At 64.9% G+C, this 22,131-nt stretch carries 23 protein-coding genes; 18 read left to right on the top strand and 5 right to left on the bottom strand.

Annotated features, from left to right (window positions below; translation table 11 throughout):
- Positions 1–110: 110 nt before the first annotated feature.
- Entirely contained in the window at positions 111–1,283 is a 1,173-nt protein-coding gene (tgt, locus tag ACHWUQ_RS05230; RefSeq protein ID WP_239810532.1) for a tRNA guanosine(34) transglycosylase Tgt, read from the bottom strand.
- Between the two features lie 125 nt (positions 1,284–1,408).
- On the opposite strand from tgt, the gene ACHWUQ_RS05235 reads away from it, so the two are divergent.
- Entirely contained in the window at positions 1,409–1,894 is a 486-nt protein-coding gene (locus tag ACHWUQ_RS05235; protein WP_312416980.1) for a universal stress protein, read from the top strand.
- A 66-nt stretch (positions 1,895–1,960) separates the two neighbouring features.
- On the opposite strand, the gene ACHWUQ_RS05240 is transcribed toward ACHWUQ_RS05235, so the two are convergent.
- Positions 1,961–2,494 (bottom strand): MarR family winged helix-turn-helix transcriptional regulator, encoded by a 534-nt coding sequence (locus tag ACHWUQ_RS05240; protein WP_394680520.1) that lies wholly within the window; start codon positions 2,492–2,494, stop codon positions 1,961–1,963.
- Positions 2,495–2,610: 116 nt separating this feature from the next.
- Between ACHWUQ_RS05240 and ACHWUQ_RS05245 the strand changes: the two genes are divergently transcribed.
- From ACHWUQ_RS05245 to ACHWUQ_RS05305, 13 genes are read left to right on the top strand one after another with little or no spacing between them, the layout of a single operon-like run.
- A complete protein-coding gene (locus tag ACHWUQ_RS05245; RefSeq protein WP_394680521.1) occupies positions 2,611–4,938 on the top strand; it encodes a bifunctional salicylyl-CoA 5-hydroxylase/oxidoreductase in 2,328 nt (775 codons plus the stop codon).
- 12 nt (positions 4,939–4,950) lie between these two features.
- Positions 4,951–5,724 carry an SDR family NAD(P)-dependent oxidoreductase gene (locus ACHWUQ_RS05250; protein ID WP_394680522.1) on the top strand — a complete coding sequence of 258 codons (774 nt, stop codon included), beginning with the start codon at positions 4,951–4,953 and terminating at the stop codon, positions 5,722–5,724.
- A gap of 23 nt (positions 5,725–5,747) precedes the next feature.
- The gene (locus ACHWUQ_RS05255; protein WP_239810537.1) at positions 5,748–6,602 is read left to right on the top strand and encodes an enoyl-CoA hydratase family protein; all 855 of its coding nucleotides are present in this window, start codon (positions 5,748–5,750) and stop codon (positions 6,600–6,602) included.
- Position 6,603: 1 nt separating this feature from the next.
- Positions 6,604–7,779 carry an acyl-CoA dehydrogenase family protein gene (locus ACHWUQ_RS05260; protein ID WP_394680523.1) on the top strand — a complete coding sequence of 392 codons (1,176 nt, stop codon included), beginning with the start codon at positions 6,604–6,606 and terminating at the stop codon, positions 7,777–7,779.
- A 59-nt stretch (positions 7,780–7,838) separates the two neighbouring features.
- Positions 7,839–9,470 (top strand): benzoate-CoA ligase family protein, encoded by a 1,632-nt coding sequence (locus ACHWUQ_RS05265; protein ID WP_394680524.1) that lies wholly within the window; start codon positions 7,839–7,841, stop codon positions 9,468–9,470.
- A 45-nt stretch (positions 9,471–9,515) separates the two neighbouring features.
- Positions 9,516–10,700 carry an ABC transporter substrate-binding protein gene (locus ACHWUQ_RS05270; protein ID WP_239810540.1) on the top strand — a complete coding sequence of 395 codons (1,185 nt, stop codon included), beginning with the start codon at positions 9,516–9,518 and terminating at the stop codon, positions 10,698–10,700.
- Positions 10,701–10,703: 3 nt separating this feature from the next.
- On the top strand, positions 10,704–11,624 hold the full coding sequence (locus ACHWUQ_RS05275; protein ID WP_312417005.1) for a branched-chain amino acid ABC transporter permease: 921 nt from the start codon (positions 10,704–10,706) through the stop codon (positions 11,622–11,624).
- Positions 11,617–12,627 (top strand): branched-chain amino acid ABC transporter permease, encoded by a 1,011-nt coding sequence (locus ACHWUQ_RS05280; RefSeq protein ID WP_394680525.1) that lies wholly within the window; start codon positions 11,617–11,619, stop codon positions 12,625–12,627. The genes ACHWUQ_RS05275 and ACHWUQ_RS05280 overlap by 8 nt, the downstream gene beginning before the upstream one ends.
- Positions 12,624–13,403 carry an ABC transporter ATP-binding protein gene (locus ACHWUQ_RS05285; protein ID WP_394680526.1) on the top strand — a complete coding sequence of 260 codons (780 nt, stop codon included), beginning with the start codon at positions 12,624–12,626 and terminating at the stop codon, positions 13,401–13,403. The genes ACHWUQ_RS05280 and ACHWUQ_RS05285 overlap by 4 nt, the downstream gene beginning before the upstream one ends.
- Complete coding sequence (locus tag ACHWUQ_RS05290; RefSeq protein ID WP_394680527.1) at positions 13,403–14,113, top strand: ABC transporter ATP-binding protein; 711 nt, start codon at positions 13,403–13,405, stop codon at positions 14,111–14,113. The genes ACHWUQ_RS05285 and ACHWUQ_RS05290 overlap by 1 nt, the downstream gene beginning before the upstream one ends.
- A 1-nt stretch (position 14,114) precedes the next feature.
- The gene (locus tag ACHWUQ_RS05295; RefSeq protein WP_369460884.1) at positions 14,115–14,570 is read left to right on the top strand and encodes an acyl-CoA thioesterase; all 456 of its coding nucleotides are present in this window, start codon (positions 14,115–14,117) and stop codon (positions 14,568–14,570) included.
- A gap of 24 nt (positions 14,571–14,594) precedes the next feature.
- Positions 14,595–14,993, top strand: coding sequence for a RidA family protein (locus ACHWUQ_RS05300; RefSeq protein WP_239810546.1), 399 nt, complete (start codon positions 14,595–14,597; stop codon positions 14,991–14,993).
- A gap of 7 nt (positions 14,994–15,000) precedes the next feature.
- Entirely contained in the window at positions 15,001–15,879 is an 879-nt protein-coding gene (locus tag ACHWUQ_RS05305) for an alpha/beta hydrolase (protein ID WP_394680528.1), read from the top strand.
- Between the two features lie 48 nt (positions 15,880–15,927).
- Here the strand turns inward: ACHWUQ_RS05305 and ACHWUQ_RS05310 are convergent, their stop codons facing one another.
- Genes ACHWUQ_RS05310 through ACHWUQ_RS05320 form a run of 3 tightly spaced genes read right to left on the bottom strand, consistent with a single transcriptional unit; the run spans position 15,928 to position 19,709 of the window.
- Complete coding sequence (locus ACHWUQ_RS05310; RefSeq protein WP_312835695.1) at positions 15,928–17,130, bottom strand: phospholipase A; 1,203 nt, start codon at positions 17,128–17,130, stop codon at positions 15,928–15,930.
- 53 nt (positions 17,131–17,183) lie between these two features.
- A complete protein-coding gene (locus ACHWUQ_RS05315) occupies positions 17,184–17,621 on the bottom strand; it encodes a hypothetical protein (RefSeq protein WP_394680529.1) in 438 nt (145 codons plus the stop codon).
- Positions 17,622–17,627: 6 nt separating this feature from the next.
- Positions 17,628–19,709: an ATP-dependent helicase gene (locus ACHWUQ_RS05320; RefSeq protein ID WP_394680530.1), complete on the bottom strand. Its 2,082-nt coding sequence runs from the start codon at positions 19,707–19,709 to the stop codon at positions 17,628–17,630.
- Between the two features lie 299 nt (positions 19,710–20,008).
- Here ACHWUQ_RS05320 and ACHWUQ_RS05325 point away from each other — a divergent pair, with 299 nt between their 5' ends.
- The 4 genes from ACHWUQ_RS05325 (at position 20,009) to ACHWUQ_RS05340 (ending at position 22,109) form a co-directional block, all read left to right on the top strand.
- Positions 20,009–20,686, top strand: coding sequence for a hypothetical protein (locus ACHWUQ_RS05325; protein ID WP_394680531.1), 678 nt, complete (start codon positions 20,009–20,011; stop codon positions 20,684–20,686).
- Positions 20,683–21,249 carry a GTPase gene (locus ACHWUQ_RS05330; RefSeq protein WP_312417031.1) on the top strand — a complete coding sequence of 189 codons (567 nt, stop codon included), beginning with the start codon at positions 20,683–20,685 and terminating at the stop codon, positions 21,247–21,249. Before ACHWUQ_RS05325 ends, ACHWUQ_RS05330 begins: the two co-directional genes overlap by 4 nt.
- Complete coding sequence (locus tag ACHWUQ_RS05335; protein WP_239810553.1) at positions 21,246–21,644, top strand: roadblock/LC7 domain-containing protein; 399 nt, start codon at positions 21,246–21,248, stop codon at positions 21,642–21,644. The genes ACHWUQ_RS05330 and ACHWUQ_RS05335 overlap by 4 nt, the downstream gene beginning before the upstream one ends.
- A 105-nt stretch (positions 21,645–21,749) precedes the next feature.
- Positions 21,750–22,109, top strand: coding sequence for a hypothetical protein (locus ACHWUQ_RS05340; RefSeq protein WP_239810554.1), 360 nt, complete (start codon positions 21,750–21,752; stop codon positions 22,107–22,109).
- Positions 22,110–22,131: the final 22 nt, after the last annotated feature.

Consider the following 22,131-nt stretch of genomic DNA (forward strand, 5'->3'; position numbering starts at 1 on the left):
TACGGTGTTGTAGGTTACGCAGTGGCTGTCAAGCGCTTCACGCCGCTGTCTCGTGGTTCCCACGCTTTGGGCCGCGCGGCCTTGCTAGCCTCGCGCGGTGAAGCTGCTGCCTAGATACCGCGGGCCCGGTCCGATTTGAACTGCGCACGGAACTGGGCAAAGCTGCCGGCATCGAGCGACTGGCGCACTTCCTGCATCAGGTTCAGGTAGTAGTGCAGGTTGTGGATGGTGGTCAGCATCGGGCCCAGCATCTCACCGCAGCGGTCCAGGTGGTGCAGGTAGGCGCGGCTGAAGCCGTCGCGGCCGCCGTCGTCCCAGCTCACACCGCTCTTGCCGGCGCAGGCGTGGCAGGTGCACGAGGTGTCGATGGGCTGGTGGTCGGTCTTGTGGCGGGCGTTGCGGATCTTCAGGTCGCCGTAGCGGGTGAAGATGGTGCCGTTGCGCGCATTGCGGGTCGGCATCACGCAGTCGAACATGTCCACGCCGTCGGCCACACCTTGCACCAGGTCCTCGGGTGTGCCCACGCCCATCAGGTAGCGCGGCTTGTTGGCGGGCAGCAGGTGGGGCGTGTGCTGCATGATGTCCAGCATCTCGTCCTTGGGCTCACCCACCGAGACACCGCCCACCGCGTAGCCGGGGAAGTCGATCTCCAGCAGGCCTTGCAACGACTCCTCGCGCAGGTGCTTGAACATGCCGCCCTGCACAATGCCGAACAGCGCGTTGGGATTGCCCAGGCGCTCGAACTCTTCCTTGGAGCGCTTGGCCCAGCGCCGGCTCATCTCCATCGACTTGCGCGCTTCGGCCTCGGTGGTCTTCTTGCCGTTGGTTTCGTACGGCGTGCACTCGTCGAGCTGCATGACGATGTCCGAATTCAGAATCGTCTGGATCTGCATGCTGACCTCGGGCGACATGAACAGCTTGTCGCCATTGACCGGACTCTGGAAATGCACGCCTTCTTCGGTGATCTTGCGCATCGCGCCCAGCGACCAGACCTGGAAACCGCCCGAGTCGGTCAGGATGGGCTTGTCCCATTTCTCGAAACCATGCAGGCCGCCAAAGCTCTTCATCACATCCAGGCCCGGACGCATCCACAGGTGGAAGGTATTGCCCAGAATGATCTGGGCGCCCATTTCCTCCAGGCTGCGCGGCATCACGCCCTTGACGGTGCCATAGGTGCCTACCGGCATGAAGATGGGGGTCTGCACCACGCCATGGTTGAGCGTGAGCGTGCCACGGCGTGCGTGGCTGGTGGGATCGGTTTTGAGGAGGTCGAACTGCAGCATAACCGGTCATTTTCGCAGATGTGCGGTAGTTGACGGCGCGGCGGGTTTCGCAGGTCCGTCTCTGACACAGGGGGCGCCGGCAGGTCGCTACACTGGGTTGATCTTTCACTGCCAAGGAGAAGCCCATGCTCAACATCATGATCGCCGTCGACGGTTCGCCCAACTCGCTGCAAGCGGTACAGCACGGCGTGCAACTGGTGCAGCAGGGCCTGCGCGCCCATGTCGTGGTCGCCCATGTGCAAAAGGAAGCCAGCTTTCTGGAGCTGGCCACGCAGGATTCGGAGCTGATCGCCAACGCCAGCCTGGAGGCCGGCATGGACCTGGTCGCCCCGGCGCTCGATGTGTTGCGTCTGGCCGGTGTGTCCTATGAGGTGGAGATCCGGCTGGGCGACATCCATGCCACGTTGCTGGATATCGCCGAGGAGAAGGGCTGTGGCCTGATCGTGATCGGCGCCACTGGCGAGAGCACGCTGGGCAGCATTCTGATCGGTTCGGTCTCGCGCGAGGTGGCGCGCCACAGCCGGGTGCCGACCACGATTGTCAAGATGCCCGAGGTGCTGGAGACCGATGAGGCCGATGGCGACCTCAGCCAGGCCGATACCGCGATGTAACTCCCGCTGAGGGAAAGAGAGCCTGCGGACCAGGGCGGTCCGCAGGCTCTCTGTCATGGGGGGGGGTCAGCCGGCCACCTGCTCCGCGCGCTGGCCCACGATCTGCCGCAGCAGGCCCAGCTGGTCATACAGCTCGCGCGCGGCATCCGCGCCCAACGGTGCCAGCAAATGCTCCAGCCACTGTTCGTGCGCCTTGGCCATGGCAGCAAACTGCTTTTTTCCGCTGCGCGTCAGGCGCACCGTCATCGATCGGCGGTCCTCGTCATCGGCCACCCGCTCCACCCAGCCTTCTGCCACCAGCTGGTCCGTCAGGCCCGTGATGTTGCCGCCGGTGACCATCAGGTACTCGGACAAGGTCTTCATGCGCAGGCCCTTGGGAAAGCGGCTGAGCTGGGCCAGGTAGTCAAAGCGCGGCAAGGTGGTGGCGAACTGGGTGCGCAGCTTGCTGCGGATCACCTGCTCGATCTGGGTGCTGCAGGTCATCAGCCGCAGCCACAGGCGCACGGCCTGGTGTTCATCATGGGCGAGACCGGCCTCGCGGCCAGCGACGCCGCCGCCAGTATCGGAGGGGGAATTACAGAGGGTTTGCATGTCAGCCATGGCGCCCATGGTGCAGTACCGCAGGCGGCTCCAGTGATAGGGTAAGTTCGTATTTTAGTGAATTATTTATGCATCAATAATTTAGTTATAAAGTGTTTTTCAGGACGATCCTGGCCATGAAAATTGTCTGCATAGGCGGTGGCCCCGCCGGCTTGTATTTCGCGCTGCTGATGAAGCAGATGGACCCCGCGCATGACGTGACCGTGGTGGAGCGCAACAAGCCCTATGACACCTTTGGCTGGGGGGTGGTGTTCTCCGATGCCACGATGGACAACATGCGCGAGTGGGACCCGGCGACGGCGATGCAGATCGAGCAGGCCTTCAACCACTGGGACGACATCGAGCTGCTGTTCAAGGGCCGCAAGATCCGCTCGGGCGGCCATGGCTTTGTCGGCATCGGCCGCAAGCACCTGCTCAACATCCTGCAGGCGCGCTGCGAGCAGCTCGGCGTCAAGCTGGTGTTCGAGACCGATGTGCAGTCCGACGAAGACTATGCCGATGCCGACCTCATCATTGCCAGCGATGGCGTGAACTCGCGCATCCGCACTAAATACGCCGAGGTGTTCAAGCCCGATATCGTCACCCGCCCCAACCGCTTTATCTGGCTGGGTGCCAACAAGGTTTATGAGGCCTTCACCTTTGACTTTGTGCGCACCGAGCACGGCTGGTTCCAGGCCCATATCTACCAGTTCGACGACAAGACCTCGACCTTCATCGTCGAGACCACCGAGGAGACCTGGAAGGCCTGCGGCCTGGACACGGCCGACCAGGAGCAGTCGATTGCCTTCTGTGAAAAGCTGTTTGCCGACAACCTGCAAGGCGCGCGGCTGATGACCAATGCCCGCCACCTGCGCGGCTCGGCCTGGATCAATTTCCAGCGCGTGGTCTGCGACCAGTGGTGGCTGCAAAACGCCAAGGGCAGCCATGTGGTGCTGATGGGCGACGCCGTACACACGGCGCATTTCGCGATTGGCTCGGGTACCAAGCTGGCGATCGAGGATGCGATCGAGCTGGCGCGGCAGTTCCAGCAGCTGGGCGATGGCAAGGCGCAGATCCCTGCGGTGCTGGAAGCCTACCAGGCGCTGCGCCGGGTGGAGACCTTGCGCATCCAGAACGCCGCCTGGAATGCGATGGAGTGGTTCGAGGTCTGCGGCAAGCGCTACTGCGACCAGTTGGAGCCCGAGCAGTTCATGTACTCGATGCTGACGCGCAGCCAGCGCATCAGCCACGAGAACCTGCGCCTGCGCGATGCCGCCTGGCTCGGCGGTTATGAGGCCTGGCTGGCTGCGCAAAACGGCGTGCAGGTAGAGGCCAAGGCTCCGCCACCGATGTTCCTGCCCTATACCTTGCGCGGCCTGACCTTGAAGAACCGCATCGTCGTCTCGCCGATGGCGCAGTACTCGGCCGTTGATGGCGTGCCGGGCGACTACCACCTGGTGCACCTGGGTGCGCGGGCGATGGGCGGCGCCGGCCTGGTGTTTGCCGAGATGGCCTGTGTCAGCGCTGAGGGCCGCATCACCCCCGGCTGCCCGGGCACCTACACCGAGGCACAAAAGCAGGCCTGGCAGCGCATCAGCGACTGGATCCACCACCACACCGATGCCAAGTTTGCAATGCAGATCGGCCATGCCGGCGCCAAGGCCTCCACCCGCCTGGCCTGGGAAGGTACGGACCTGCCATTGACCGAGGGCAACTGGCCGATCATCTCGGCCTCGCCCCAGCAGTACCTCGAAGGCGTGAGCCAGATCTCGCAGGCGATGACCTTGGCCCAGATGGACGAGGTCAAGCAGCAGTTTGTGCACGCCGCCCAGATGGCCGCCGAGGTGGGTGCCGACTGGCTGGAGCTGCACTGCGCCCACGGCTATCTGCTGTCCAGCTTTATCTCGCCGTTGACCAACCACCGGGACGATGCCTATGGCGGCAGCCTGGAGAACCGCCTGCGCTACCCGCTGGAGGTGTTCCGGGCCGTGCGCGCCGTCTGGCCGCAGGAGCGGCCGATGTCGGTGCGCATCTCCGCCCATGACTGGGTGCCCGGCGGCATCACCCCCGATGATGCGGTAGAGATTGCCAAGGCTTTCAAGGCGGCAGGCGCGGACCTGATCGACTGTTCGTCCGGCCAGGTCAGCAAACAGGAAAAGCCGGTCTATGGCCGCATGTTCCAGACCCCGTTTGCCGATCGCATCCGCCAGGAGGCGGGCATTGCGACGATGGCCGTCGGGGCGATCAGTGAGGCCGACCATGCCAACTCCATCATCGCCGCCGGCCGCGCCGACCTTTGTGCCGTCGCCCGCCCGCACCTGGCCAACCCGGCCTGGACCTTGACCGAGGCGGCCAAGATTGGCTACACCGCCATCGCCTGGCCCAAGCCCTACTTTGCCGGCAAGCGCCAGATGGAGAGCCTGTTCGAGCGCGAGAAGGCCCAGCAAGCGGCCGCCGGCCACTGAGGAGCAGCGCAGATGGCGACGAACAGCTTGCAAGGACAACATGCGCTGGTGACCGGCGCCGGCCAGGGCATTGGCGAGGCCGTTGCGCGCCAGCTGCTGGCGCAGGGCGCGCGGGTGACGGTGCTGGGCCGCCGGCCTGAGCCGCTGCAAAAACTGGTGGATGCCTTTCCGGGCCAGTGCCAGCAGGTGCTGGCCGATGTGGCGCAGGAGGCCGAGGTGGTGGCGGCCTTTGCGCAGGCCGTGGCCGCCTTTGGCGCTATCCAGATCCTGGTGAACAACGCCGGCCAGGCGCAGAGCGCGCCCTTCATGAAGACCGACGCCCAGCTCTGGTCGCGGATGCTGGCGGTGAACCTGACCGGCACGATGCTGTGCATGCAGCAGGTGCTGCCGGCGATGCAGGCGGCGGGCTATGGCCGCATCGTCAACGTGGCCAGCACCGCAGGCCTGACCGGCTATGCCTATGTATCGGCCTATGTGGCGGCCAAGCATGGCGTCGTGGGCCTGACCCGGGCGCTGGCGCTGGAAGTGGCGAGCCGCGGCATCACCGTCAATGCCGTGTGCCCGGGCTATACCGAAACCGATCTGGTCAAGACCAGCCTCGACCGCGTGGTGGCCAAGACCGGCCGCAGCCCCGAGCAGGCCCTGGCCGAATTTGTGCGCAACAACCCCCAGGGCCGCCTGGTGCAGCCGCAGGAGGTGGCCGATGCCGTCGTCTGGCTCTGCGGCAAAGGCGCTGGCGCAATGACCGGACAGGCCATTGCGGTGGCTGGCGGCGAAGTGATGTGAACCCCGAATCTGTGGAGACAGGCATGAGTGACTACCGAATCGACCCCGCGCTGGTGGCGGGCAACCACCAGCAGCTGGCTGGCTACCAGGCACAGCATTTTCTGTGGCAGGTCCATGCCGGCGTGGCAACGATCACGCTCAACCGGCCAGAGCGCAAGAACCCGCTGACCTTTGATTCCTATGCCGAGCTGCGCGACCTGTTCCACCGCCTCAAGTGGGCGCAGGATGTGAAGGCCGTGGTGCTGGTGGGCGCCGGTGGCAACTTCTGCTCGGGTGGCGATGTGCATGAAATCATCGGCCCGCTGGTGGCCCTGAAGGCGCCCGAGCTGCTGATGTTCACCCGCATGACGGGCGAGCTGATCAAGGCCATGCGCGCCTGCCCGCAACCCATCATTGCCGCCGTCGATGGCATCTGTGCCGGCGCCGGCGCGATCATGGCGATGGCCTCGGACCTGCGGCTGGGCACGGCGCGCAGCAAGACGGCGTTTCTGTTCAACCGCGTGGGCCTGGCCGGCTGCGACATGGGCGCCTGCGCCTTTCTGCCGCGCATCATCGGCCAGGGGCGCGCCAGCGAGCTGCTCTACACCGGCCGCAGTCTGGGCGGCGAAGAGGGCGAGCGCTGGGGCTTTTTCAACCGCCTGGCCGAGCCCGAAGCGCTGCTGGAGCAGGCGCAGAAGATGGCCGCCGACCTGGTCGCTGGCCCCAGCTTTGCCAATGGCATCACCAAGACCATGCTGCACCAGGAATGGGCGATGACCATTGACCAGGCGATCGAGGCCGAGGCGCAGGCGCAGGCCATCTGCATGCTGACCGAAGACTTCAAGCGCGCCTACGAGGCCTTTGTGGCCAAGCAAAAGCCGCAATTCCAGGGGAACTGACATGGCTGACACCCGATACCTGCAGTGGCCGTTTTTTGAGCCGCGCCACGCTGCGCTGGCGCAGACGCTCGATGCCTGGGCCGCCCGGCATGTAGCCCATGTGCACAGCGGTGACACTGACGGCGATTGCCGCGCGTTGGTGCAGGCGCTGGGCCAGGCGGGCTGGCTGCGCCATGCAGTGGCGGGCGAGGCGCATGGCGACGCGGCCGCCCAGATCGACACCCGCGCCATCTGCCTGATCCGCGAAACCCTGGCGCGCCACAACGGCCTGGCCGATTTTGCGTTTGCGATGCAGGGGCTGGGCTCGGGCGCGATCAGCCTGGCAGGCACGGAGGCGCAGAAGGCGCGCTACCTGGGCCGGGTTGCACGGGGCGAGGCCATTGCGGCCTTTGCGCTGTCCGAGCCCGATGCAGGATCGGACGTCGCAGCGATGGCTTGCACGGCCCGCTTGAACGGAGACCACTATGTCATCGACGGCGAAAAAACCTGGATCTCGAACGGCGGCATTGCCGACTTCTATGTGGTGTTTGTGCGCACCGGTGAGGCACCGGGCGCGCGCGGCATCTCCGCGCTGATCGTGGATGCAGATACGCCCGGCCTGGAGATTGCCGAGCGCATCGATGTGATCGCGCCGCATCCGCTGGCGCGGCTGCGCTTCAGCGGCTGCCGCGTGCCGGTGGGCCAGCGCCTTGGCGCGGCGGCCGAGGGCTTCAAGCTGGCGATGCGCACCCTGGATGTGTTCCGCACCTCGGTGGCGGCCGCAGCGCTGGGCTTTGCCCGCCGTGCGCTGGACGAGGCCTTGCAGCGGGCCACCAGCCGCCGCATGTTCCAGGGCGTGCTGGCCGATTTCCAGCTCACCCAGGCCAAGCTGGCCCAGATGGCCACGCAGATCGACAGCGCCGCGCTGCTGACCTACCGCGCCGCCTGGCAGCGCGACCAGGGCCAGAGCGTGACCAGCGAGGCGGCGATGGCCAAGATGACCGCGACCGAGAACGCGCAGCAGGTGATCGATGCGGCGCTGCAGATGTGGGGCGGCCTGGGCGTTGTCAGCGAACAGCCGGTCGAGCGCCTGTACCGCGAGATCCGCGCGCTGCGCATCTACGAAGGGGCGACCGAGGTGCAGCAACTGATCATCGCCCGCGAGCTGCTCAAACAAGTGGCGCCCACCGCGCCTTGACCCTTGCCGAGCACCTGGACACCGTTCCGCGTTTCTGCTTTCAGCCTGGAGTTTGCGAGATGTCTGCCACGCCCTATACCGCGCATATCGACCGCTTTGCCGCCACGCATCTGCCGCCGCCCGAGCTGCAGCCGGAGTACCACTTTGACCTGCCCGAGCTGCAGTTCCCCGAGCGCCTCAACTGCGCCACCGAGCTGCTGGACCGCCATGTGGCCGAAGGCCGGGGCGAGCGCCTGTGCCTGCAGGCCCAGGGTGTGCGCTGGACCTATGCCGAGCTGCAGGCCCAGGCCAACCGCATCGCCAACGTGTTGACCGCGCAGATGGGCCTGGTACCCGGCAACCGCGTGCTGCTGTGCGCGCCCAACAACCCGATGATGGTCGCGAGCTGGTTTGCCGTGGTGAAGGCGGGCGGTATTGCAGTGGCGGCCATGCCGCTGCTGCGCGCCAAGGAGCTGGGAACCATCATCGAGATCGCCCAGATCAGCCATGCGCTGTGCGATGCGGCCTTGCAGGCCGAGGTGCAGGCGGCGCAGGTGGCCAACCCGCGTTTGCAGGCGGTGCGCTACTTCAATGGCAGTGGCCTGCCGGCTGCGCAGGCGCTGGAGCCGCTGATGGCCCAGGCCTCGCCGCATTTTGACACGGTGCAGACGGCGGCGACCGACACCTGCCTGCTGGGCTTTACCTCGGGCACCACCGGGGTGCCCAAGGCGACGATGCACTTTCACCGCGATGTGATGGCCATCTGCGCCTGCTGGCCCCGCCATGTGCTGCGGGCCGAACCCGATGACGTGTTCATCGGCAGCCCGCCGCTGGCCTTTACCTTTGGCCTGGGCGGACAGGTGCTGTTCCCGATGGCGATTGGCGCCTCGATGGCGCTGCTGGAGAAGGCGGGACCGGCGCAGCTGGTCGATGGCATCGAACAATTTGGCGCCACCGTGGTGTTCACCGCGCCGACCTCGTACCGCGTGATGGCCCAGCAGGGCGAGCGGTTGCGCCAGACCCGGCTGCGCAAATGCGTGTCAGCCGGTGAGGCCTTGAATGCCTCGACCCGTGCGTTGTGGAAAGCCGCCACCGGCATCGAGATCATCGACGGCATCGGCTCGACCGAGATGCTGCACATCTTCATCTCGCACCGCGAGGACGAGGCACGGCCTGGCGCCACCGGCCGCGCCGTGCCCGGCTACCGTGCCAAGGTGGTCGATGAGCAGGGCCAGGAAGTGCCGGCCGGCACGGTGGGCAAGCTGGCCGTGCAGGGCCCCACCGGCTGCCGCTACCTGAACGACAGCCGCCAGACCCAGTATGTGCATGCAGGCTGGAACCTGACCGGTGACGCCTATGTGATGGATGCGGACGGCTATTTCATTTACCAGGCCCGCACCGATGACATGATCATCTCCTCGGGCTACAACATCGCCGCGCCCGAGGTCGAAGACGCCTTGCTCGCGCATGCGGCGGTGGCCGAATGCGCAGTGATCGGCCTGCCCGACAGCGAGCGCGGCCAGATCGTTAAGGCCTTTGTGGTGCTGCGGCCGGGCTTTGCGGCCGATGCGGACATGGTCAAGACCTTGCAGGATTTCGTCAAGAGCACGGTCGCGCCCTACAAATACCCACGGGCCATGGATTTTGTCGCGCAGCTGCCGCGCACGGCTACGGGAAAACTACAACGGTTTCGGCTGCACAGCCCGGCATAGTAGCGGCTCGTTAGATTTTTTTGGCACACCAACCAGGGAACCAGCATGAAGCGTCATCCTTTGCATCGCAGTCTTGTGAGTCTGTCCATCGCGCTGCTGTGCGCCAGCAGTGCCAGTGCGGCCGACCAGGTCAAGGTGGGATTGCTCAGCACCTTGTCCGGGCCCGGCGCGGGTCTGGGCACCGATATCCGCGACGGCTTCCAGCTGGCCGTCAAGCACATGAACGGCAAGATCGGCAACCTGCCTGCCGAGGTGGTCGTGGTCGACGACCAGCAAAACCCCGAGGTGGCCAAGCAGACGGCCGAGCGCCTGCTCAAGCGCGACAAGGTCGATTTCATGACCGGCACGGTGTTCTCCAATGTGATGCTGGCCGTGGGCCCGGCCGCGTTCCAGAACAAGACCTTCTTCATCAGCCCCAATGCCGGGCCGTCTCAGTATGCAGGCGCCCAGTGCAACCCGTATTTCTTCAATGTCTCGCAGCAAAACGATGCGCTGCATGAGGCGGCTGGCCAGACCATGCAGGACAAGGGCTTCAAGCGCGTGGCGCTGATCGCGCCCAACTACCCGGCAGGCAAGGATTCGATCGCCGGCTTCAAGCGCTTCTACAAGGGCGAGATCGGCATGGAGACCTATACCTCGCTGAGCCAGCTGGACTATGGCGCCGAGATCTCCAAGATGCGCGCGGCCCAGGTCGATGGCGTCTACATCTTTCTGCCCGGTGGCCTGGGCGTGAACTTCATCAAGCAGTTTGTCGGTGCCGGCCTGTCCAAGGACATCACCCTGTACGCCCCGGGCTTCTCGGCCGATGAGGACGTGATCCGTGCGGTGGGCGACTCGATGCTGGGCACCTTCAACACCTCGCAGTGGGCGCATGACCTGGACAATGCCGCGAACAAGAAATTCGTCACCGACTTCCAGAAGGAATTTGGCCGTATGCCATCGCTGTATGCATCGCATGGCTATGACGCTGCGCGCCTGATGGATGCGGCGGTGCGCGATGTCAAGGGCAAGCTCGATGACAAGGCGGCCTTGCGCAAGGCCATCGAGGCGGCCAAGTTCGAGTCGGTGCGGGGCAGCTTCAAGTTCAACAGCAACCATTTCCCGGTGCAGGACTACTACCTGCGTGTGGTCACCAAGGACAGCCAGGGCAAGCTGACCAACCGCACGGTGGGCACGGTGTTCAAGAACCACCAGGACGCCTACGTCAAAGACTGCAAGATGCCGTCCTGATCGATGAACACCATCCTGATTCTTGAGCAGCTGCTCAACGGCCTGCAGTTCGGCTTGATGCTGTTCCTGCTGGCCGCCGGCCTGACCCTGGTGTTCGGCATCATGGACATGATCAACCTCGCCCATGGCTCGCTCTACATGATCGGCGCCTACCTGGTGGCCAGCTTCAGCCAGGCCATCGGCTCGTTCTGGCTGGGCCTGGGCCTGGGGGTGCTGGCTACCGTGGTGGTGGGCGTGCTGCTGGAGTACACGATCCTGCGCCGCCTCTACCACCGCGACCACCTGTCGCAGGTGATGGGCACCTTTGCGATCCTGCTGATGAGCAACGAGATCGTGCGCATCATCTGGGGCGCGCAGCCGCTGATGCTGAACCCGCCGGCCGCGCTGGCCGGGCCGGTGATGTTGATGGATGGTTTTTCCTACCCCGCCTACCGGCTGCTGATCATCGGTGTGGGCCTGGCCGTGGCCTTGCTGCTGTGGTTGTTGGTGACCCGCACGCGCTTTGGCATGCAGGTACGCGCTGGGGCGGCGAACCGCGAGATGGCCACTGCGATGGGTGCCAATGTGCGCCGCCTGTTCACCCTGGTGTTTGCGCTGGGCGCTGCGCTGTGTGCGGTGGCCGGCGGCATGCTGGGGCCGCTGCTGGCGGTGCAGGTGGGCATGGGCGAGAGCATTCTGATCCTCGCCTTTGTGGTGATCGTGATTGGCGGCATCGGCTCGATCCGCGGCGCGCTGCTGGGCGCCTTGCTGGTGGGCCTGGTCGATACCGCCGGCCGCACCCTGGTGCCCTTGTTGTTTGACAGGGCCTTGGGCCCCGAGGTGGCGGCCAATGCCGGCCCGGCCGTGGCCTCGATCCTGATCTATGTGCTGATGGCTGCCGTGCTGTTCTATAAACCCCAAGGACTGTTCCCCGCCCATGACTGACACCACCGCCCCCCAGGCCGCTGCGGCCCAGGCCACGCCAGCGGCGCAGCCCAGCGTCTTCGACCACCGGCTGCGGCCCCGGCTGGTGCTGCCTTTGCTCGCGCTGCTGATCGCCTTTCCGCTGATCGCCCAGGCGATGGGCGAGGACTTCTACATCGGCGTGGCCAGCCGGGTGCTGGTGTTTGGTCTGGCGGCCGCCAGCCTCAACTTCATCCTCGGCTTTGGCGGCATGGTGAGTTTTGGCCATGCGGCCTTTGTCGGGCTGGGCGCCTATGCCGTGGGCCTGCTGATGCAGCAGGGCGTGACCTCCGCCTGGCTGGCCTGGCCGCTGGCCATGCTGATGGGCGCGGCGTTTTCGCTGCTGGTGGGCGCGATCAGCCTGCGCACCCAGGGCGTGTACTTCATCATGATCACCCTGGCCTTTGCGCAGATGCTGTACTACCTGATCATGTCGTTCAAATCGCTGGGTGGCGATGACGGCATGTCGCTGCCCGGCCGCTCGGAGATGGGTCTGGGCCTGGATCTGGCGCAGGATGCCACCTTCTACTATGTGGTGCTGGCGCTGGTCAGCACCAGCCTGCTGCTGATGGCGCGGGTGCTCAATGCCCGCTTTGGCCATGTGCTGCAAGCCATCAAGGAGAACGAGACCCGCATGCAGGCCATTGGCTTTCCGGTCTACCGCTACAAGCTCGTGGCCTTCACACTCGCCGGCGCCTTTGCCGGGCTGGCCGGCGCGATGCTGGCCAACCAGGGCAGCTTTGTCGGCCCCGGCATGCTGCAGTGGACCCAGTCCGGCATTCTGCTGATCATGGTCATCCTCGGCGGTGTCGGCCATCTGTATGGCGGGCTGGTGGGCGCAGCGGTGTTCCTGCTGCTGGAAGAAGTGCTGGCTGCCTATACCGTGCACTGGCAGCTGGGGCTGGGCGCCGTGCTGCTGATCGTGGTGCTGGTGGCCCCCAATGGTTTGCTGAGCCTGCGGCGCGGCATGTGGAGCAAGCGATGAGCATGTCCTCTATGCCCAGCCCTTTGTTGCAGGTGCAGAACCTGGTCAAGCGCTTTGGTGGCCTCACCGCTACCGACCATGCCAGCTTTGCGGTGCACAGCGGCCATATCCATGCGTTGATCGGGCCCAACGGCGCCGGCAAGACGACCCTGATCCACCAGCTGTCGGGCGCGCTGGTGCCCGATGCGGGCCAGATCCTGTTTGCCGGCGAGGCGGTGGAGCGCAAGCCCATGCCTGCGCGGGTGCAGGCCGGCCTGGTGCGTTCCTACCAGATCACCAGCATCTTCAAGCGCCTGACGGTGCTGGAGAACATTGCACTGGGTGTGCAGGCACGCGATGGATCGAGCTGGCGCTTCTGGCGCCCGGCGCGCAGTGAGAGCGCACGTTATGCGCAGGCCGCCGAGGTGGCCGAGCGCGTGGGCCTGGCTGCCCAGCTGCAGCAGACCGCAGGCTTGCTGGCACATGGCGAGCAGCGCCAGCTGGAGGTGGCGCTGGCGCTGGCCACGCGGCCGCGCATGCTGCTGCTCGATGAGCCGATGGCAGGCATGGGGCCTGACGAATCCGAGCGCATGGTGCAGTTGCTGCTGCAGCTGCGCCAGGACACGACCATCCTGCTGGTGGAGCACGACATGGATGCGGTCTTCCGCCTGGCGGACCGCATCTCGACCCTGGTGTTTGGCAAGGTGATTGCCACCGGCACAGCCGACGAGATACGGCGCAACCCGGATGTGCGCCGCGCCTACCTGGGCGACGAGGCTGCAGAGGAGGCCGCCTGATGACTGCATTGCTGGAAGTGGAAGCCTTGGAGACCTGCTACGGCAGCAGCCAGGTGCTGTTTGGCATGCACCTGCACATGGCGGCGGGCGAGGTGACGACCTTGCTGGGCCGCAATGGCATGGGCAAGACCACCACCGTGCGCAGCCTGCTGGGCATGACCCCCGCGTCGGCCGGCACGGTGCGGTTTCGTGGCGAGCGCATCGAGCACCTGCCCGCGGACCGCATTGCGCGCATGGGCATGGCGGTGGTGCCCGAGGGCCGGCAGATCTTTGCCAACCTGACGGTGCAGGAAAACCTGCAGGCCTTTGCGGCCAACCGCAATGCCTCGGAGAACCCCTGGTCGCTCGACCGCGTCTACCAGCTGTTTCCGCGCCTGGCCGAACGCGCCGGCAACCCCGGCAACCGGCTCTCGGGCGGTGAGCAGCAGATGCTGGCCATTGGCCGGGCGCTGATGACCAACCCGCATCTGCTGATTCTGGACGAGGCCACCGAAGGCCTGGCGCCGCTGATCCGCGAGGAGATCTGGCAGTGCCTGGCGGCCTTGCGCGCACATGGTCAGGCGATTTTGGTGATCGACAAATACGTCAAGCGGCTGATGGCGCTGGCTGACCGGCACACCTTGATCGAGCGCGGCCAGGTGGTGTGGCAGGGCAGCTCGGCCCAGCTGGAAGCGCAGCCCGCACTGTGGCAGCGCTATATCGGGGTCTGACATGGCAGCCTTGACCTGGCCCGAGAACGGCGCCGTTTTCCGCGTGGCCACCGGCATCCGCTTTGCGCAGTGCGACCCGGCAGGCATTGTGTTTTATCCGCAGTACCTGGTGCTGTTCCAGTCGCTGGTGGAGGACTGGTTCAACCAGGCGCTGCACTACCCCTATGCCCAGATGCTGGGGCCCGAGCGTACCGGGCTGCCCATCGTGCACCTGGCCTGTGATTTTCGGGCCATTGCCCGCATGGGCGACGCGGTGCAACTGGAGCTGGCCGTGCTGCGGCTGGGCAGCCGCTCGCTGCAGCTGGCGCTGCGCTGTGCCGGCGATGATGGCGCGGTGCGGGCGCTGGCCCACCAGGTGCTGGTGTTCACCAGCCTGGACAGCCATGAAGCCATCCGCATTCCCCCGGCCATCCAGGCCCGCATCGCGCGCTGGATGGCGGCGGAATGCACCGTCTGAGATTTGTTCGCTAAAGGAGGCGCAATGCAAGTACTACTTCCCCCAGGTTGGCCCCGGCCCAAGGGCTATGCCAATGGCGTGATGGTCAGCGGCCGGCAGATTTTTGTCGCCGGCATGATTGGCTGGGATGCGCAAGGGGTGTTCCACACCGATGACCTCGCCGGCCAGGTGCGCCAGGCGCTGCAGAACATTGTGGCGGTACTGGAAGAGGGCGGTGCCAAGCCCGAGCACATTGTGCGCATGACCTGGTACATCACCGACAAGCAGGCGTATATGGCCCAGCAGGCGGAGATCGGCAAGGCCTACCGCGAGCTGATTGGCAGCTTCAACGCCGCGATGACGGCAGTGCAGGTGGTCGCCTTGATCGAGGACCGGGCCAAGGTGGAGATCGAGGTCACCGCCGTGGTGCCCGATGCCGGCTGAGCAGACCATGGCTGCCAGCACGCCACCCAGGCTGTACCGCGATTTTGAATCGCAGGCGCAGATTGATGCGCAGTACGACACCACGCGGCCGGTGGCCGACCCGGCGGCTGCCCGCCAGCATTTTGCCGAGCGCAGCGCCCAGGCGCGTGCGCAACTGCGCTGCGTGCTGGATGTGCCGTTTGGCCCGACCTTGGCAGAGACGCTCGATATCTTCCCTGCAGCGGACGGGGCACCCGCGCCGGTGTTCGTGTTTCTGCATGGCGGCTACTGGCGGGCCAATACCTCCAAAGAGTTCAGCTGCGTGGCCCTGGGGCCGCAGGCGCTGGGTTTTTGCACCGTGGTGGTGAACTATGCGTTGTGCCCGCAGGTCAGCATTGATGAAATCGTGCGCCAGTGCCGCGCCAGCCTGGCCTGGGTGCTGCGCCACATTGCTGCCTATGGCGGCGACCCGGCGCGGGTGGTGGTGGGCGGGCATTCTGCCGGTGGCCAGTTGGGTGCGATGTGCCTGCAAACACGCTGGGCGCGCGACTATGGCCTGCCCGATGACCCGCTGCGCGGCGCGCTGCTGGTCAGTGGCCTCTATGACCTGGCACCGCTGCGTTACAGCTATCTGCAGCCGATGATCCAGCTCGATGAGGGACTGATTGCCCGTAACTCGCCCGCTTTTGCGGCCAGGCGCTGCGCCAGCCCCATGCACCTGGTCTGGGGCGGGCGCGAGCAAACGGAGTTTGAACGCCAGTCAATGCTGATGCACAGCGCCTGGCTGGCAGCGGGCAATGTGGCCGAGCAGGCCGCGCTGGCCGGCTGCGACCATTTCACGGTGCTGCACGGGCTGGAAGATCCGCAGTCGGATCTGTGCCAGCGCTTGCGGCGGCTGTCTACCTGAAGATCCTCTTGGGAAACAGGAAACGTCTGCAGCGCAGACGTTTCCTGTTTAGAAGTCCAGCAGGCTGAAGCCCAGCGAGAACACCGTCCGCTTGTAGTTGTAGTCGATCAGGCTGTCACCATAGCCGTGGAAGACCTGGGCATGCAGGCGCAGGTTGCTCTTGCCGCCCATCCAGCCATCACCCAAGGTATGCATCCATTCCACGCGGCCGGAGCCCTTGCCGTGGCCGTTGAGCGAGCCGCGCGCCGTCACACCCATCCAGTTGCGCTGGTTCACGTTCCAGCCCAGTTTCAGCTCGCTGCGGCCGATGTAGTTCTGGATATTGGGGTTGTTGTCGTCTTCCGCACTTTCGTTGATGCGGTGCCAGATCTTGGCCTGCAGCTGCAGGCGGTTGTCCAGTTCGAAACCGGTCATCAGGTAGGTGCGGTTCCAGCTGCGCGAGAGCGGGTCGCTCTGGCCATTGGACTGGTGCTCCAGGCCAATGCCGCTGTAGCGCCAGCGCCAGCCAAACGGCAACTGGGCGGTGGTCGGGTAGACGTAGAAGATCTCGGGCTGGTGGTCGGTGGTGCGGAAAGGGCGCGACAGGTCCGAGTTGAACACCTGCCAGTACGACAGGCCCGTGTAGCCAATCCACAGCGAATCACGCAGCTTGCCGTTGGGGTCCGTCAGCAGGTTTTGCGCCAGCTTGGTGCGCACCGACAGCTGGATGCGCATCTCCTGCTTCTGGTAGTCCGTCTCGGTCGTGGCCGAATTGACGGGGTTGAGCGAGCTGGGCTGGCGGTTGACCTTGTCGCCGACGGCAAACGATACCGACAGAGGGCGGTAGCCACGGAAGCTGAAGGTGCCGCAGTCGGTACCGGCCTCGAGTTCCCAGAAGCGCGACATCTCGGTGTAGCCGTCGTTGCGGCAGCCGCCGATGGGCGCGGGCGCGGGTGCGTCTGCGGCGGCCAGCGCACTGGCCGGAGGGGTCAGGCCGACCATCGCATTGGCCGAGGCGGCAGGCGTAGTGGCCACGGCCTGCCCTTGCGGGCTGGCCAGGGGCTGCTGCGACTGCTGCTGCGCCCATTGGTCAAAGCAGGCCAGGCGGGCGTTGCCGTCGCTGAGCGCGGTGCACTGCTGCCACACGGTTGCGGCAGGCGCCGAGCTGCTGGCAGCGGCCGGGGTTTGCGCGAAGCTGCCCAGCGGCAGACCGGCCATCAGCAGGCTCGCCGCCAGCGGGGCTGGCGAGCGCAGAAATTTTGTTGTTGTCATGGTCGAGGAAGGAGAGGTAGGACGCGTGGCTGGGACGGCTGCGCGGTTGTCCATTATTGCGGCGATTGAGGCGTTTTCGATGGCTTGCGCATGACGAATGCGTGGCTGTTGTCGTTGGCATCCAACCATTCGCCCCGGATCTCGCGGCCGCAGCTGCCGTCGACCACTTCGCCCAGCCAGGTGCCCGATACTTTTTTGCCATCGGCGGACTCTTCCATCGTCAGCTTGCCCTTGTCTACATCTCCGACGACGATGGCCGTGCCGCCGGGCCGCTGGATCTGGCCTTTGACGGTGCCGTTCCATTCGGGGTGGGGCGCCAGCTGCAAAGTTACCGGACCGGGCAGGCCGGGCAGTTCGGCCTGCCAGAGGCCCAGCAGCTCGGGCTGCTCCATCTGCATGGCGGTAGGACAGGCGGGGCGGGTGGCTGGGGCGCTGGTGCAGGCGCTGGCCAGTGCAGCGCAGAAAGCGGTCAGGATCAGGGTCTTGGTCATGGATACTCAGTTCGAATCAGGGCTGGTGGCGGCGCTGCTCTGGGCCTTGCGCGCGGCGAACTCTTCGCGCAGTTTGCGCAGTTTCTCGCGCGGGTCTTCGCGGGCGGTGCTGCTGTCCAGTCCCATCTCGGCGATGAAGCGGCTGGGCAGCGCAGAGACCAGCTCGCGCCCCTTTTTGCGCCGCTTGGTCCAGCTCACCGCCAGCGAGCGCTGGGCGCGCGTGATGCCGACATACATCAGGCGGCGCTCTTCCTGCAGGCGCTGTGCGGTGTCGTCGCTGACCTTTTGCTGGCGGCCATCATCATCGTCGAGCTTGAAGGGCAGCAGCCCTTCGTTGACGCCGATCAGCATCACATGCGGCCATTCCAGGCCCTTGCTGGCATGCAGGGTGGACAGGATCACCATGTCCTGCTCCTTCTCGCGCTCGCTGATGGTCGACAGCAGCGCGATGGTCTGCGAGACTTCGAGCAAGCTCTTGGACTCGCTCACCGTCGTGGTGTCGGCCGCCGTCGTGGTCTGGCCACCGGCGCGCTGGGCCATCCAGTCGCAGAACTCCAGCACATTGGTCCAGCGGGCGGCAGCGACCTTCTCGCTGTCTTCGGCGTCATAGAGATGCTGCTCGTAGCCGATCTCCTTGAGCCAGTCGAGCAGAAAGGCCAGTGATTCCTCGGCCCCCCGGGTCTGGCGGGCGCGGTATTCGAGGTCGTTGATATAGCGGCCAAACTCCAGCAGGCTCTCGCGCCCCTTGGCGGGCATCGCGTCTTCCAGCATGGCATTGAACAGCGCACCAAACATGCTGCAATGGTGGGCCTTGGAGAACTCGCCCAGGCGGCCCAAGGTGGTGTGGCCGATGCCGCGCTTAGGGTTGGTGATCGCGCGCAGAAAGGCCGGATCGTCGTCGTTGTTGATCCACAGCCTGAACCAGGCGCAGAGGTCGCGGATCTCGGCGCGGTCGAAAAAGCTGGTGCCGCCCGAGACCTTGTAGGGCACATTGGCCTTGCGCAACGCCTTCTCGAAGGGTTTGGCCTGGTGGTTGGCGCGGTAGAGGATGGCGAAATTCTTCCAGTCCGGCGGCGGGTTGGCCGCAGCGCGCAGGCTCAGGATGCGGGCGACGGCGCGCTCGGCCTCATGTTCTTCCGAGTCGCAGTCGACAATGCGCACCGGCTCTCCCTCGCCCAGCTCGGAAAACAAGGTCTTGGGAAACAGCTTGGGATTGGGCTGGATCACATTGTTGGCGGCACGCAGGATGGCGCTGGTCGAGCGGTAGTTCTGCTCGAGCTTGATGACCTTGAGCTGGGGGTAGTCGACCGGCAGCTTCTTGAGGTTGTCGAGGGTCGCGCCGCGCCAGCCGTAGATGCTCTGGTCGTCATCGCCCACGGCGGTGAGGTGGCCGCGCTCACCCACCAGCAGCTTGAGCAGCTCGTACTGGGTGGCATTGGTGTCCTGGTACTCATCGACCAGCACATGGCCCAGGTTGGTCTGCCATTTGGCTCGGACCTCGGGGTGGTCGCGCAGCAGCCGCAGCGGCATGCCGATCAGGTCGTCAAAGTCCACGCTCTGGTAGGCGGTCAGCCGCTCGTCATAGCGCTGCATCAGCACGGCAATGGCGCGCTCGTTGTCATCGGCGGCCTGGGCCAGTGCCTCCTTGTAGTCGAGGCCCATGTTCTTCCACTTGCTGATGGTCCACTGCCACTGGCGTGCGGTGGCCACGTCGGCGGTGCCGCCGGCCGCGTCCTTGAGGATGCCGACCACATCGTCGCTGTCGAGAATGCTGAACTGCGGCTTGAGCCCCAGCACATGGCCGTCCTCGCGCACCATCTTCACCCCTAGCGCGTGGAAGGTGCAGACCAGCACATCCTTGGCCTGGCGGCCGATGAGGCTCTTGGCGCGCTCGCGCATTTCGGAGGCGGCCTTGTTCGTGAAGGTGATCGCGGCAATCTTGCGGGGCGCCATGCCGGTCTCGATCAGACGGGCGATCTTGTGCGTGATCACCCGGGTCTTGCCCGATCCGGCGCCGGCCAGCACCAGGCAGGGGCCCTGGGTGTAATGCACGGCTTGTAATTGAGCGAGATTGAGACCAGCGGCCATGGTGGCGGAAGAACCTTTGCAGATCAATAAGGAAAGCGCAGAAGAATAGCCGCAACTGCGCGCGGCTGCAGATTCAGGCCTTTGGTTTTCATAGATTTGCTTACATAAAAAACCACAGTCGGCCTGTAATTGTCAATGAATGTAGAGCAGATGGTAAAACCTGCGGAGAAAAGCTTGCGTCTGACGAGCAAGCTTCTAGAATGCCGATAGCATTGCTTCTGCCAAGTGGCAAACCTTATAAATTAAGACAATAAAAGTGTAAATTAATCGCCATGCAGACCGCCGGTATTTCCGCAGAATTGCTCACTCCCAACAGCCGCCACCGCTTTGAGCAGCTGTATGGCGTGGCGTCGCGCAAATCGGTGCTCCCATGGAAGGAAGTGCCGCGGGATCGCGCCCAGCTGATTGTGCTGGACCAGGGCATGGCCGATGCGATCTCGTCGCTGGGCAAGGCGCCCTGCGTCGTCTGCATCGGACAGGTCAAGACCGCGATGCTCGACGGTGCCACCTGGGTGGGCCGGCTCGATGCGAACTACACCTTGAGCGATCTGATCGACATGTTCGACCGTGCGGCAGTCTTCCTGCTCGACTGGGATGCGCGCAACAAGGTCATGCGCAAGGAGTCGGAGCAGGCCGCTGCGCAGCCAGCCGCTGCTACCCCACAGGAGTTCCGCTACCAGCTCAAATCCTGGGTATCCGTAGGCGCACCTTTCAATACCGGGGCCTGCATCCGTGCGCTGGCCCTGCTGTCGCGTGAACCCGTGTCCATTGCCCAGCTGTGTCTGCACAGCGGGCTCGATACGATGGTGGCGCGAGGCCTGCTGGTGGAGCTGGGCCGCCGCGGCGTACTGCGCGGCGTCGCGCTTCCGGCAATTCCCGCCGCTTCTTCCCCCTCCCATCCCCGCGAGCCGCTACACTCCAAAGGATTGCTCAGCCGTTTAGGGCGATGGATACGAGGGGGAGGTAAGCCGGGATGAACCAAGAATCAGGCGGAACAGGGCCGCACAAGATGCCGCGCATTGCGCTGTGCGGGCCCATGGGCATTGGCAAGACGACCGCAGTGCGCTCACTGTGCGGTGCGCTGATGTCCAGCTCCGATGTCCGCAACCTGGATCTGGCCGCCCATAGCAAGGAGCTCACCACGGTCGGCACCGAGTTCGGCGAGATCGATCTGGGCGGTGGCGAAGTGGTGCAGATCTGCGGTTGCCCGGGCCAGGAGCGTTTCAGCTTTGTGCGCCAATGGGTGCTGTCCGTGTCGATGGGTGTGTTCATCATGACCGATGTGAACAGCCCCAACAGTCTGGCCGAGACCAACCGCATCCTGGACGAAATCCGGCAGCTGCCGCGCCCACCTGTTGCGCTGGTGCTGAGCGCACGTCCGGCAACAACACAACAAATTGAAACATTCGCCCAAGGCGTGTATTCTGCGGGCCATGGGGTGATTCCCGTTCTGGAAGCCGATCCACGCGACCGTGGGCAGCTGCTGGATGCGATGAGCGTCCTTGTTTCCATGCTGTCTCTGCAAAGCGAGAATTCATGACTGCATCTCAACCTCTGATCCCTGCCCAGGTCGTCAAGGCAGGCCAGCAGGCCCTTGATAGGTATATTGGCCCTGTTGATGGTGTACGCGTGGCACTGCTGAGTACGCCCGATGGATTTGAAATTGCGTCGTTGCGCACCAACAGCGAGCTGCAGCTCAATCGCCTGTCGGCGATGGCGGGATCTCTGATGGCGATGGCTCGTGCCGTGGGCCGGGAGATCAACCACACCGGCTGCAAGCGGCTGACCTTTGAGACCGAGACCGGCGTGGTCGTGTTCCAGTCGGTCACCTCCGAGTTTCCTTGCATCCTGTGCATGGTGCTCGATACCAATGCGATCCTCGGTCGTGTGCTGTGGGCAGCCGCCGAGGTGGGCGCCGAGATGAATAAAGTCTGACAGCGTGGGGCCGTTCCAGGCCCCGGCTGTGGATAACCGCTGGGGCGCCGCACTGGCCGCCTGCAGTGGTCACGATAATCCGCCAGTGTGCAAAGGGGGAGTGAGATGGCATCGGTTCAAGAAGCGTTGACGCAACTTTTGACGGTCGATGGCGCGATGTGCGCCGCATTGGTCGACAGTGGCAGCGGCATGCTGCTGGGCAGTGCGGGATCCGGTCTGGATCTGGAGCTGGCAGCGGCGGGCAACACCGAGGTGGTGCGGGCCAAGCTCAAGACGATGAAATCGCTGGGGCTGCAGGACTCCATCGACGACATCCTGATCACGTTGGGCTCGCAATACCACATCATCCGCCCGGTAGCGCAGAAGGAAGGCCTGTTCCTGTACCTGGTGCTGGACAAGCAGCGCAGCAACCTGGCACTGGCCCGGCGCAAATGCGCGGAAGTGGAAAAGCTGGTGACGATCTAGGTTTTAAGATCGTTCCAGGCGC

It is taken from the genome of uncultured Comamonas sp. (assembly GCF_964277875.1).
Lineage (GTDB): Bacteria > Pseudomonadota > Gammaproteobacteria > Burkholderiales > Burkholderiaceae_C > Comamonas > Comamonas sediminis.

Excerpts from the sequence above, each read along its gene's own strand:
- ACHWUQ_RS05280 (WP_394680525.1), top strand. The coding sequence starts at position 11,617 with ATGACTGACACCACCGCCCCCCAGGCCGCTGCGGCCCAGGCCACGCCA.
- ACHWUQ_RS05295 (WP_369460884.1), top strand. The coding sequence starts at position 14,115 with ATGGCAGCCTTGACCTGGCCCGAGAACGGCGCCGTTTTCCGCGTGGCC.
- ACHWUQ_RS05300 (WP_239810546.1), top strand. The coding sequence starts at position 14,595 with ATGCAAGTACTACTTCCCCCAGGTTGGCCCCGGCCCAAGGGCTATGCC.
- ACHWUQ_RS05245 (WP_394680521.1), top strand. The coding sequence starts at position 2,611 with ATGAAAATTGTCTGCATAGGCGGTGGCCCCGCCGGCTTGTATTTCGCG.
- ACHWUQ_RS05285 (WP_394680526.1), top strand. The coding sequence starts at position 12,624 with ATGAGCATGTCCTCTATGCCCAGCCCTTTGTTGCAGGTGCAGAACCTG.
- ACHWUQ_RS05265 (WP_394680524.1), top strand. The coding sequence starts at position 7,839 with ATGTCTGCCACGCCCTATACCGCGCATATCGACCGCTTTGCCGCCACG.
- ACHWUQ_RS05340 (WP_239810554.1), top strand. The coding sequence starts at position 21,750 with ATGGCATCGGTTCAAGAAGCGTTGACGCAACTTTTGACGGTCGATGGC.
- ACHWUQ_RS05235 (WP_312416980.1), top strand. The coding sequence starts at position 1,409 with ATGCTCAACATCATGATCGCCGTCGACGGTTCGCCCAACTCGCTGCAA.
- ACHWUQ_RS05260 (WP_394680523.1), top strand. The coding sequence starts at position 6,604 with ATGGCTGACACCCGATACCTGCAGTGGCCGTTTTTTGAGCCGCGCCAC.
- ACHWUQ_RS05270 (WP_239810540.1), top strand. The coding sequence starts at position 9,516 with ATGAAGCGTCATCCTTTGCATCGCAGTCTTGTGAGTCTGTCCATCGCG.
- ACHWUQ_RS05330 (WP_312417031.1), top strand. The coding sequence starts at position 20,683 with ATGAACCAAGAATCAGGCGGAACAGGGCCGCACAAGATGCCGCGCATT.
- ACHWUQ_RS05290 (WP_394680527.1), top strand. The coding sequence starts at position 13,403 with ATGACTGCATTGCTGGAAGTGGAAGCCTTGGAGACCTGCTACGGCAGC.
- ACHWUQ_RS05275 (WP_312417005.1), top strand. The coding sequence starts at position 10,704 with ATGAACACCATCCTGATTCTTGAGCAGCTGCTCAACGGCCTGCAGTTC.
- ACHWUQ_RS05240 (WP_394680520.1), bottom strand. The coding sequence starts at position 2,494 with ATGGCTGACATGCAAACCCTCTGTAATTCCCCCTCCGATACTGGCGGC.
- ACHWUQ_RS05250 (WP_394680522.1), top strand. The coding sequence starts at position 4,951 with ATGGCGACGAACAGCTTGCAAGGACAACATGCGCTGGTGACCGGCGCC.
- ACHWUQ_RS05310 (WP_312835695.1), bottom strand. The coding sequence starts at position 17,130 with ATGACAACAACAAAATTTCTGCGCTCGCCAGCCCCGCTGGCGGCGAGC.
- ACHWUQ_RS05255 (WP_239810537.1), top strand. The coding sequence starts at position 5,748 with ATGAGTGACTACCGAATCGACCCCGCGCTGGTGGCGGGCAACCACCAG.
- ACHWUQ_RS05305 (WP_394680528.1), top strand. The coding sequence starts at position 15,001 with ATGGCTGCCAGCACGCCACCCAGGCTGTACCGCGATTTTGAATCGCAG.
- ACHWUQ_RS05315 (WP_394680529.1), bottom strand. The coding sequence starts at position 17,621 with ATGACCAAGACCCTGATCCTGACCGCTTTCTGCGCTGCACTGGCCAGC.
- ACHWUQ_RS05320 (WP_394680530.1), bottom strand. The coding sequence starts at position 19,709 with ATGGCCGCTGGTCTCAATCTCGCTCAATTACAAGCCGTGCATTACACC.
- ACHWUQ_RS05335 (WP_239810553.1), top strand. The coding sequence starts at position 21,246 with ATGACTGCATCTCAACCTCTGATCCCTGCCCAGGTCGTCAAGGCAGGC.
- tgt (WP_239810532.1), bottom strand. The coding sequence starts at position 1,283 with ATGCTGCAGTTCGACCTCCTCAAAACCGATCCCACCAGCCACGCACGC.